This is a genomic window from Exiguobacterium sp. BMC-KP (genome assembly GCF_001275385.1).
Lineage (GTDB): Bacteria > Bacillota > Bacilli > Exiguobacteriales > Exiguobacteriaceae > Exiguobacterium_A.
In genome coordinates, this window is sequence record NZ_LGIW01000011.1 from 117,478 (window position 1) to 129,632 (window position 12,155).

Annotated in this window: 8 protein-coding genes; 3 read left to right on the forward strand and 5 right to left on the reverse strand. The window is 35.2% G+C overall.

The features are described 5' to 3' along the window. Nucleotides 1-157 precede the first annotated feature (157 nt). The gene (locus ADM98_RS00990; RefSeq protein ID WP_053451856.1) at nucleotides 158-499 is read right to left on the reverse strand and encodes a hypothetical protein; all 342 of its coding nucleotides are present in this window, start codon (nucleotides 497-499) and stop codon (nucleotides 158-160) included. An 82-nt stretch (nucleotides 500-581) separates the two neighbouring features. Further along, nucleotides 582-2,414, reverse strand: coding sequence for a mechanosensitive ion channel (locus ADM98_RS00995; protein ID WP_053451857.1), 1,833 nt, complete (start codon nucleotides 2,412-2,414; stop codon nucleotides 582-584). 807 nt (nucleotides 2,415-3,221) lie between these two features. Between ADM98_RS00995 and ADM98_RS01005 the strand changes: the two genes are divergently transcribed. Then, complete coding sequence (locus tag ADM98_RS01005) at nucleotides 3,222-5,744, forward strand: ATP-binding protein (protein WP_053451859.1); 2,523 nt, start codon at nucleotides 3,222-3,224, stop codon at nucleotides 5,742-5,744. 72 nt (nucleotides 5,745-5,816) lie between these two features. Here ADM98_RS01005 and ADM98_RS01010 read toward each other — a convergent pair whose 3' ends face one another. From ADM98_RS01010 to ADM98_RS01020, 3 genes are all read right to left on the reverse strand, one after another. Next, nucleotides 5,817-6,329, reverse strand: coding sequence for a hypothetical protein (locus ADM98_RS01010; RefSeq protein ID WP_053451860.1), 513 nt, complete (start codon nucleotides 6,327-6,329; stop codon nucleotides 5,817-5,819). A gap of 117 nt (nucleotides 6,330-6,446) precedes the next feature. Beyond that, on the reverse strand, nucleotides 6,447-8,336 hold the full coding sequence (locus ADM98_RS01015; RefSeq protein WP_053451861.1) for a diguanylate cyclase domain-containing protein: 1,890 nt from the start codon (nucleotides 8,334-8,336) through the stop codon (nucleotides 6,447-6,449). A gap of 210 nt (nucleotides 8,337-8,546) precedes the next feature. After that, nucleotides 8,547-10,817 (reverse strand): putative bifunctional diguanylate cyclase/phosphodiesterase, encoded by a 2,271-nt coding sequence (locus ADM98_RS01020; protein ID WP_053451862.1) that lies wholly within the window; start codon nucleotides 10,815-10,817, stop codon nucleotides 8,547-8,549. 373 nt (nucleotides 10,818-11,190) lie between these two features. On the opposite strand from ADM98_RS01020, the gene ADM98_RS01025 reads away from it, so the two are divergent. Together ADM98_RS01025 and ADM98_RS01030 are read left to right on the forward strand one after the other, a co-directional pair. After that, nucleotides 11,191-11,610, forward strand: a complete 420-nt coding sequence (locus ADM98_RS01025; protein WP_143404498.1) for a hypothetical protein — start codon at nucleotides 11,191-11,193, stop codon at nucleotides 11,608-11,610. Nucleotides 11,611-11,647: 37 nt separating this feature from the next. Beyond that, nucleotides 11,648-11,833: a hypothetical protein gene (locus ADM98_RS01030; RefSeq protein ID WP_053451864.1), complete on the forward strand. Its 186-nt coding sequence runs from the start codon at nucleotides 11,648-11,650 to the stop codon at nucleotides 11,831-11,833. Nucleotides 11,834-12,155: the final 322 nt, after the last annotated feature.

The window sequence follows — 12,155 nt, forward strand, 5'->3', positions numbered from 1 at the left end:
AGGTTTAATTATTAACTCTCTGGGAATATATAAGTAATGTTATTTCATTTGATTAAACTTGATGACTTATTTGTACCGTGTCAGCAAATGAGCATCGATATAATCAAACTCCCATAAAAGCGAGAAGTAGTCTAAGGACTACTTCTCGCTTTTTAAATTACCTTGAATAATTCATAAAGAAATACTGAAGTAGGGCAATTACTTCGTCTATTGGCTCATGAGCAGCTAATACGATTTGATGCTTGCTTCCATTTGAGAACTCGAGATAAAAACGCTTCTCAAGCGTCGGAAGACTTAGATGGTAATGAACTTCACCAACAAAAATTCGAGCAGATTCTAATTGTTTAGGGCTCGTTGAATAGTGTGAAATTGGTTCGTTGAAGTATATCTTAACTTTCGCCGCATTCGCTGTAGTGATGATATTTTCAAAAACAAAGCACTGTATAAAAATATGTTTCTCTAGGTGACTTGTAAGTTGATCTCCTTTGATGAGTTTCAATGTTGTTCACCTCTCTATCGTAAGTAAAAGGACATTAGTAAATAATGTCCTTTTCGAATTGATCATTTGCTGTATTTTTTGTTTAAAATTGATTGAAATCAGGTGGTGGGTCGTTGGGTCTACGTGAATCCTTTGGACGATCAAAGTTAGGACTTTTATGATCATTCGGGTCGATCGGGTAATCATCTTGCTGTGCTAAATCGTTTTCTGGCAATGCACCTTTTGGTGTACCCTGTGTCGTCTCATCTGTTGAAGAAGAGCGCGCTGAGCGTGGTGCACGGTCTGGTGTGACATCATCTGCTGCTTGTGAAGCTGCACCTTTTGCTGCATCTTTCAAGCTCGGTGATGAAGAAGTCGATGCTGACTTACTTGGAAGGTTCGATGTGTCAACTTCCGTGTTCTCTGCTTTCTTTTGCAGACGATCGAGGTAACGCGATGCATTATCACGTCCACCGAGACCAAAGGCAAGACCGAACGCAAGCGCAAGTGCTCCCAAGATCAAGATGAAGGCTGAGTTGACGATCGTATCAGCAACACCCAATTGATCAAGTGCCATGAAGACAGCAAGTGCAAGAATCACATACTTCGCAACGCTTGAGAGGACTTTTAGTTCAGAGTTGCCGAACAAGCTGTCCATCGTACGTTTGACGAGATTGCTGACGATGATCCCGATTGCGAGAATAATGATCGCTGTTAGGACACTTGGTAAGAACGCAAGGACAGCACGACCGAGGTCGACCATGAAGTCAAGACCAATCAAGTTGAAGGCTTCGACGACGAAGAGAACGACGATGACGATCTCAACGAGTGCACCAACGATCGAAGCTGGTGATGTAGAAGCTTGGTTCGCATCCCACGTACCGATCTTCAAGTGACGTGTCAGGTTGTTGAAACCAAGACGTGATAAGAGATCCGTCACGAATTTCTTAACGAAACGTCCGACGTAAAGACCGACAAGAATTAGAACGACACCAACGATGATGTTCGGAATCATACCAAGGACATCGTTCAACATGTTAATCGCTGGTCCTGTGATTCCTTTAATGTTCAATTGATCAAGTGCTGAAATCGTGATTGGAATCAGAATCAAGATGAAGACGACTGTTCCGAGAATCGACGAAAGTGATTTCGCATCTTTTTGATCCGTTGACCCGAGGTTGAAGCGAGCTGCGAATTTATCCGTTCCAACAGCATGAAGGAAATTCGTCACGATATCGCGGACGATTTTCGCTACGAGGAAGCCGACGAAGAAGATGGCTGCCGCAGCAATCAAGCGTGGAATGAATCCAAGGAATGACGATAACAATTGGCTGAACGGTTGTGAGACACTCTCAATGTTCAACGCACCGAGTACACCCGGTAGGAACAGAAGCAAGACGAGGTAGAAGACGATCTCCCCTGCTACTTTTGGATAAGCTGAAAGATCCGTCTGACCTTGAAGCATCTTGTTCGAACGCACTTTGTCGTTCGCCATCAACTTCGTTCCTGCTTTGACGATGATCATGCGGAGAACGACCGCAATGACGTACGCCAAGAGAAGAATGAGAGCTGCTTTCAAGATGTTCGGGATTGCCGCGAGTAATGTACTCATCGTATCCGCAAGTGGTCCAGCAATGATGTTCAGATCAAGGATGTTGAAGACCAAGATAAGAACGAAGACCATGAGAACCCAGAAGACGACGGTCCCGATGATTTTTTCAGGTGTCCACTTTTTCTTCTTTGGTGGCGTACCCTCTTTTTGAGGTGATAACTTGTTGACGACCCCAGACTTCTCTAACGCTTTTTGAACTCCGTTCGCGATCAGCTTGGCAATGAGCCATCCAATCAAGAAAATGATGATCGCTCCAAGCAAGTTGCCGAGTGATCCGAGAATGCCGTTCAAGTTCAACGACGTTCCGTTCCAAATGTTATTCATCCTTTCACCTCCGTAATGAGTTAAAATAAAAATATACATGAAATAAATATTTATTTATTCCCGAAAATTAATGAGATAATACAATAAAACTAAATTTTCTGAATATTTAATTTTAAATATTTTTATTTATTTAGCTTTTTTATATTTATTTCTTCTAAAAATGGTATAAAAGAATTCTATTAACTTATTCTTTAATAAAGTTAATTTTTTTTATTACATGTTAACAACAAATAATGATAGCATCTAATGCTAGTGGAATGACTATCAGAGCAATACTGATAAGTATCAATCCGGTTGCATTGTCTGCTTGTGCGATATAAAAAATACAGGGAACATAAGAATTCCTATATTTGTTGTTATAAAAAGCTAAGTTTTGATCGATTGCATCGATTGATAAATTTGGATGAACGGAATTATGTCTAAAGAAATAAATCGGAGAATGCGTAACACATGAAATAAAGAATAAAGAAAGGGTACCAGTGCTAGGTAATAAAGAATCAATAAAGTATATCCTAGTTTTTCAAAAAATAATTTGTTCATTAAACCATTAAGTAATAAAGAAACACCAAAACCGGCGATGCCAATCAATCTGGTAATCATCAATATAGTACAGATTTTTAGATATATGACACTTAGTTGGAATGGCTTCATGTCTACGCCTCCTTATAATTTTTTCAAAGGTACAAATGGTATAAACATTCGAAAATAATTGAATAACAATTATCCAAAATCAAAACAAATAGATGGCAAGATTTATTTTAATGAGAAACTTATCTCATAAATGTAAGTAACGGAAAGGAACTTTAAATGAAAATTTGGTTAAATCGAACCATTGGAAGACAAATCATGTTTGCGTTTTATAGCGTATTTATAACATTACTTTTATCTACCCTTTGTATCTATTTTTATACAAAAAACCAAATGATTGATTCACAGAAACAATTAGATACTTTAAGTGAACACCGGACGAAAGCTACTCTCTTACATGAGTCGTGGTTAATGCTTCAATATGACGTTCGAGGTTACGCACTTTATGGTGAAACTTCTGTATTAAATGAAATCAATAAAGAAAAAGCAAATATCGAAGAACAAACAAATTGGTTTAAACTAAATAAGACAACTGAAGTAGATGCGAAATATGCCAAGGATACACGATTCCTTTATGAGTCCTATACAAATCGTGTCATACCGAGCGTCATCAATTATGTTAAAGAGAAAAAAGATGGAAAAATCGATGAGCCTTTCCTACAACAAAATACATTGTCGAAGTTGACTCCAGCTGCAAGCAACGACAATCAACAATTGTCCAATAGTAATAGTTCTTCTTTAGACATGAGAGAAAACATTTTAGATATGGAAACAACATTTACAACCTATCGAAACGAAATAAATAAACAAGAAAAGGCTGCTCAAAAAAGTTTGGGTAGCCTAGTCAATGCATCTCAAGTTCTTGGAGGAGTTAATATTGGGATATTGATTCTATTGACGTTACTCTTTGTACGACCTTTTACAACACGACTTACACGACAGTTAAAACGTTTAAATCGAGAAACAGATAGACTGGCTCAAGGAAGTGATACGGAGCCAATACCAGTTCTAAATGAACAGGATGAAGTAGGAGAACTCACTAAAACATTCAATCAAATGTCAGCATCGATTATTGGACAAAAAAAGCATTTGCAGTTAAATAACGAAGCATTACAAATGCAAAGTGAAGAACTGCTCGCTCAACAAGAAGAATTACAGGCTCAGCAAGAAGAACTCGAGGAAGCATTAAGTATCACACTTCAAAATGAGCAACATTTAAAGTATCGAAATGAACTGACCGAAACCTTGGCATCTCGAGAAACATATACAGCCTATGAAACAATCATTGAAAAGCTAGTAGCCATTACACATGCAGAATTTGGAGCAATCATTTTTTATGACAGAGAACATTTAGAGCAGATCTTTTCATTCGGTATTACAGAAACCTCACTTGGAAAGATAGCGATGCCTGGTTCACTCTTAGAGCGAGCTAAACTTTTAAAACGCAGTACGCACTCTACTAAACAGATTGCACTAGATCACCCGTTACCACACCCGTACTATATCTACGAATCAGCTGTACCTGTATTAGACGCTGGTTCTGATGAAGTATTGGCTTGTATCTATCTTGGTCGCTATAAAATGCCGTTTGAAACAGATGAACTAGAAGATATGATGTCCTTTGCTCGCCAAATTGCGTTATCACTCTTACGCATGAGGGTATTTGATGAGATGCAAGTCGAGAAAGAAAAAACAACGACTCTGATCCATTCAATTCGAGAGGCAATGATGTATTTTGAAGACAATAAAGTACTTGCTAATCATGCACTGCTAAATTTATTTGATTACAGTCAACAGAATAATGAAAAGCAAAATATCCGGGGTCTCATCTCATTAGACGTTCAAAATGAACTATTAGTTCGACGAGTAGATCAAAAAGAAAAATTTAATAAATTCATTGATAAAGTCTATTCAAATTCAATTCCACAAGAAGACATTCAAATCACATTAAATGATGGAGCGAAAATAGTAACAATTTATGCAGAAGAAGTTCGCTATCATGCATCTTTGAAAGGAATCATGTTGGTGTTAAAAGATGTCACGCATGAAGTGGAAGTGGATCGTCTGAAGTCAGAACTTATTTCAACTGTTTCGCATGAGTTACGAACACCACTTTCATCGATTTATGGATTTACAGAATTGCTATTAGCTAAATCGTACAATATGGATCGTCAGAAGAAATACTTGGAAACGATACACTCTGAAACAAAAAGATTATCTTTGTTGGTTGATAATTTCTTAGACATACAACGTATGGAATCAAATCAACAATCATTTGTGATAGAGACGGTAGATTTAGTGGAAATCATTCAGAACATAGTAACGGTACAGCGTGAGGAGGACTTACTCCACATATGGAATGTTCAAATAAACGAACAGGAAAAAATGGAGGTCGAAGCAGATCAAGAAAAAATGGCACAGTTATTCACAAATTTGATCTATAATGCGAGAAAATATTCTCCAGAAGGTGGGTCTATAGAGATCTGGATGAAGCAGAAAGCGGCTATGATAGTTATTCAAATCCGAGATGAGGGGATTGGGATTTCTGAAAACGATCAATTAAAAGTCTTTGATAAGTTTTATCGAGCACACACGAGTTCATATCCTAAAATTGAGGGGACAGGCTTAGGTCTTGCCATCTGTAAAGAAATTGTCGAGGCACACAATGGGAAAATTGAGTTAAGTTCCGAACTTGGTAAAGGTACAATCATTCAAGTCATTTTACCAACCAAGCAAAGCTAGCTATAAACTTTAATGAAAAATACTAATTAAAAAACGTCTTTTGTTCGTGGGGCACACGGCTAAAGACGTTTTTTATGTTTTTTGGTAGATTAATTGTCCATTTTCCAATTTAAATCCATAGCGAGAAAAACATTCTAAAGAGATCAATCCAGAATGCGAGATATGATTATAACTTCCATGGATAGAAAATTTATTATACTGGCATTGAAGGTCGTCAATTAAAGCTTCAAGCAACAATCCCCTTTCGCCAATCCCTTCTTTTCTTACATATAAATCCAATAGCTCGAACTCTGAAACGCTGTCAATAAGTTTAGATTCTGGATGAACCTGCTGAACACTTAAGGAAGACTGCTGGTTCAAGATATTCGGATGGATCGATTGTTCTTCCAAAAGAGTTACATAAAAAATAGAGGCTGAAGCTAAGGTGTTTTTGGTAATCTGAACAAGTTGTTCTTCTTTGTTGTAGGCTAATCCAACAAACGTTTCATAAGGACGTGTTTGCATTTTTACGTTACGACGTGCACATGTTCGTTGCCACTCAGATTGAGGAATCCAATATCGTTCAGAGACAACACGTTTTTTCAAAAAAAATGCAACGTTTAACCCCCCCATGTATTACATGATTAAAGTATACATGTTTATTAAAGGGATTAAAAGGTATTTTTTTGAAAATATAGTGTTTGGAAAATAAAAAAATTAAATTTACTTTTGTTTAGATGTTAGATGGAGGTCGCTATATAAAACATAAGCACCTAAACGATTCTTTTTCGCTTGATACATAGCTATATCTGCCTGTTTCATGATTTCCATAGCAGTTGTTGCGTCAGTGAGAGAGGATGATATACCGATGCTTGGAGGACAGAGTATGGTTTGGCCGTTAATGTAATAGGGTGCTTTTAAAACAGAAAGAATTAACTCGGCTCGTTGTTTCAATTGTTCTTGTGTCAGCACATTTTTAAGTAGTAGAGTAAACTCATCTCCTCCTTGACGTGCAATCATTTCAAACTGTTTCTCTATAGATTTTAGACGTCCCCCTACAGCCTGCAATAATAAGTCTCCAATATCGTGACCAAGGGTATCGTTAACATGTTTAAAGTCGTTTAAATCGATGAAAAATAGCGCTAACTTAAAATCTGATTGTTTGAATGTTCCTTCTATAAGAGAAGTTAAATGATTTTCAAATGCAGATCGATTACTCAAGCCTGTCAATTGGTCATGATAAGCGAGATATTTCACTTGTTGTTCAATAGTTTTTTCCTCTGTAACATCTTTTCCAATGGCAAAAATACCGACTATCTCGTTTTGTACAATGATTGGGATGTTTGTGAGGTTCATACAGATGATTCCTCCTTCACTGTTAAGAATTTTGACTTCATAGCTGCGTGGGGAGCCCTTAAAGACAAATTCGAGTTCTTGAAGCATTATCGTTTTCGACTTTTTTTCAATAAAGGCTAAACTATTTTGACCGACTAATTCATCAGAACTAAGATTAAATAACTGACTACATGCTTCGTTTACACTTTCAAAGTTCCCTTCTAAATCCATCGAACAAACTGGATGAGGATGATATTCGAACAACGACTTGTATCGTTCTTCGCTTACTTCTAGCGCATTAGCCTGATGAATATATTTATCGACAAGTTTTTGATTTTCTAGAACAATCACAATTTGTCGAATGAGTACAAGACAAATCGATATTCCACACCCCGCTGAAATAATGTCAAAGCTATTGGAATGAAATACCATGAAAGTAAATAAAAATAAAATCCCGCTATAAGGAATTAAAACTTGAAAGATGTTTAGTTTTTCCAGTTGAATAGAAGAATGTTTAATAACGAACTTAGAAGTTTTCGTTCTTCCTGCAAAACTTAATAAGATTATACTCAAGATAAAGAGTGGATCAACCACACTACCTGAAGAGATATTATCGATAGAAATTAAATAGAGATAGGCTGAATCTGCAATTGCCTGTATACATACGGCTAAGATAATCACAATCATAGAGGACGTATGGGTTCGAGACGATCTATGCATCATTAAAAAGACAGCTGCAATTAACATCCCAAGGTCACCAATAGGATAAGCTAGGGAAATGATAAATGCTAAAGGTGTAGCTGCACTACTTGCAAGAACCGGAGAAATTAAAAGGTACCAAGAAAATGTCGTTGCGATAATGAGAATAATAAGGAAATCGAACATGAAAGATAAATGCATGATCATTTTGGTTTGATGCATGATTTTATAAAATAATGCACTGAGAATACAGATGATTTGTAAGAGATAAAAAACATCCGACCAACTGATAAAAATTACTTCTTTACCGAACATAGTGTCTGATATCATCCATAAAATTTCCGCTGCTAAATAAAAAAATGTGCCTAGAGTGATGATGGACCAGAATGTGCGTTCTTTATTTATGGTTTTCAAAAGAGTAAGGATCAAAAAATACAAAGCAATCAAGAGGCCAATGATTGAACAGATACTGCTTCCAATGGATTGATAAGGAGAGTTTGGATATAACAAAATCCAGCAATAATAACCGAGTAAATACAAAACGAGAATAAAGTAACGCAGATTGATTCTATTGAACATACCGCATTCGTACTCCTTTTAACGTTAATCTCACTAGTATAGATGTAAAAGAACAGAGATGATTTATGACTTCTAAAAATAGGTGTATGATTCATAGCAGATGTAAAAATATTTAGAAAATCGACAACAATCAATGATTAGTAATGGTATATAAACTATAAAATGCATAGAGCAACGATTATATCAATCGGTTGCTTTATGCATCTTAATTCAGGACGAAGTGACATTTGACTGTGCATACGATGTAAGGAAGTCAACAAAAGTATAGTAATCAACAGGTCTTGAGAAGAGATAGCCTTGACCAATCATACATCCATTTCTATAAAGGATTTCTTTTTGCTCCACTGTCTCAATGCCTTCCGCTACAACGTTTAATTCCAGATTTAATGCCAGTTCTATGATTGTTTTTACCATAGGTGAAGGATTATTATATGAAACTCGATCGATGAAAGATTTATCAATCTTTAAGGTATCGATGGGAAGTTGTTCTAAAACATTTAGAGAAGAATAACCAGTTCCAAAGTCATCAATGGATATTTTTATACCCATTGATTTTATTTGTTGCATTATGTTAAAGCTTTCTTTAATGTTTTGAACAATACTTTCTGTAATTTCTAATTCTAACCATTCAGGATCTAATTTTGTTTTTGCAAGGACTTCTCCCACCATGCTGCAAAAATGAGGGTTTTGAAACTGAAGAGCGGATACGTTCACTGAAACCAATAATGGTTTAAATCCGATTCGTTGTAACTGTTTGTTGTGCTGTGCAGCCGTGTATAATACCCATTCTCCAATTTCATTGATTAATCCAGTCTCTTCAGCTAAAGGAATGAACTCAGCAGGTGAAATCCATCCGAATTTTGGATGTTCCCATCGTAATAATGCTTCCATACCGACGAGACATCCAGAGGTGAGATCAATTTTAGGCTGATAATATACGGAAAGCTGATTATTATTGATTGCGTTCTTTAAGTGAGACTCCATTTCTAATTTACGTAGCAGGTTTGATTCTATTTCATTGTTGTAAATAACAAAAGAATAATTACCATACTGTTTTGCTTGATAGAGCGCTTCAGCCGTATGTTGTTGAACTTTTTCCAAGGATATACTTTGCTTCGGATAATGGGTGATGCCAATATGTCCAATGATGTTCAGTTCGAAATCAGATGTTTTGAATGTCGGCTGTAATACATTAAAAATAGACTCGTTTAATAACAGAATATCTGCAATGGATTTATGTGGTGTTACGATCATAAATTCATCTTCACTAAAACGATATAATTTAACATTCATATCAATGGTATGTTTTAAGCGATTGGAGACCTCTTTAATAAGTTTCTCACCCGTTTGATGACCGAAAACATCATTAAACATTTTTACTCTTTCTACTTGTAAAAGTATAAAAGTGAAATCTTGTTGACTCATGTCCATTGCATATTGTGTTTCTTTAAAAAATGCCGCGCGGTTTCCTAGCTTGGTAAGCATGTCCGTATAAGCAATTTCATTAAGTTTTAAAACTAATCTATTATTTTTTGAGGTCGTGATTCCTTGCCTTACAATGATCAATAGGAAAATCATGATCCATCCGAAGCTAAGTGCATTTAGTGACCAATCGTAACTTTCCATCATTAAAATTGATAAAACTAAAATACTTAAATAAGGAAAGAGGAACTCCTTTTTTAATGTAGGGAAAAAGGCAGTTCTAGGCTCAATCGTAAGCTTTGATTCATCTTTATAGAAGTATGCGGAACAACCTATAAATAGTAAAGCAATCGTCCAAACGAAGTCGACAACCTTTCCGCTTTGATAGTTCTCACTAATCATCATTTGAGCAAACAGCATATCACCTAATATTTGTAGGAATAGGCCTATGATCAGATAATTCAGGGATTTATTTTTCTTATTAAACTGAATTAGATAAAAGAGAGTAATGATAAAAAATAAAATGCCCAAATCAGCAATTTGAAAAATAACAGTGTATGTAATTTTTCCTAATGAGTGCTCTTCAATACGATATAAAGGATAAAGCAAGTAATAATAGCTGATTGAAATGGCAGCAATCATATAAATCATCGTGTTAAAAAAATAAGTCATATTCGCAAACTGAATAGAAGCTCTTCTTAGTCTGTATAATAAAGCAATAAAATAACATATATAGCATAGTGCCCACAAAAAATATGAAAGTGGAGGGGCTTCAAATGCCTGTTTTGTAATTGTGAGGTTAATGATCCAAACTAAAGTACCGATAAAGGAGAGTCCTGTACCCATACTCAGGAAGAGCCAAAATAGCTTTAATGAAGTACTAAGACTTCTTAAGAGGCGTAAAATCCAAAACGTGCTCACTATTCCAATTATAAGTTGAATAGTGTTAAGAAAAGTTAAACGAATCCACTCAGACCCTTCATAGACCATATTTCCATACCAAAACATGACACTGATTCCTATTAAAATTAGGAATGGCCACTTAGTTACACTATTCAAACTGCTTCCTCCTAATAAAAAGCTTCTCTTTAATTATCGGCTATTTCCAGGTGATATAAAGTAATTCTTCTGAAGAAATAAATTGAGTTCAATAATATTGATAATGATGCAATTATTTGATTATTTTATACTAGAAAGATAAGATAAAGTAGAATATAAAAAGAAAACGCTTTTTTGCATTAAAATAAAAATGAGAGTGAGAGAAAATCGACCTTTATCAACTTAATTGAAAAAGCGGAAGAGTGATACTATGCTACTGGTCAGACCAATAACTTCACTTTTTTTTCTAGTGATTTTTTGTGTGAGTCTTACCCAATCAGAAAACGAGACAAGTAAAGCTGAAAAACGAATAAAAATGAAAAATCTTTCTTACATGGATCAGAACGACTTTTTTGATGGTAGGCGATATATAAGTAATAAATTTAGTATCTACATAAAAACGATTGAAATGATTCCACCTAATCCTATCGAGAATAAAACGATGCCATTGCTACTAATTAAATTTAAAATTAAAAATCTTAGGATGGAAAGTCAAAATGAAATGATATCTTGGTTAGAGTGCTTTCAGGTAGAACAGGGAGGAAAAGCTTTAGATATTGAAGACGTCTCTACTTCTATAAAAACATCTTCAAAACGACTTTTTAATTCTGAAACTTATGATCGAAATAAAGGGATAATTGCTTATAAGTTACGTAATAGGAAAGAAAACGTAGTGTTAAAAGCATATAAGACAAATATCATGAAAGAAGTAAGTGTCAGAACGATACGAATGATAAACAAAGATTATAAATAAATACTTATCTTAATAATGTTTAATGGAGGTTAACTAAATGGAAAATAAAATTTGTTCATCCTGCGGAAGTACTAAATTTCACGAAGCAACAGACTACATTCCACTAAAACCAACAAAAGGATCATTTCAAGGTGCTCATAAAATATTTTCGTTTTGTATGGATTGCGGTATCGTAGATTCAATTCGTATTGAAAACACAGAAATCTTTCAAAATAAGGATTAAATATTTAACCATTAAAAAAGAGCGTCCGACAAGGATGCTCTTTTTTATAAAAGAAGAAAAGTTTATATGCTCAGGAAAAACAGGAAGATCTATTAATTTCATACATAATGAATACTGGTTGATGAAATATCTATCTTTTTCTTAAATGATACTGTAAATGAATATCTAACCATTCAAGCCAGTCGGATACATTTAACCAACCAAGTTCTTCTTGATAAATTTTTCTTGAAGAATCTATTGTTTGAGCGTGTGTCTTAACTTGGTCGATACGTGTAACTAATTGTCTTGCGCTCTCCTTAAGAATAGCATAATCTAAATTATT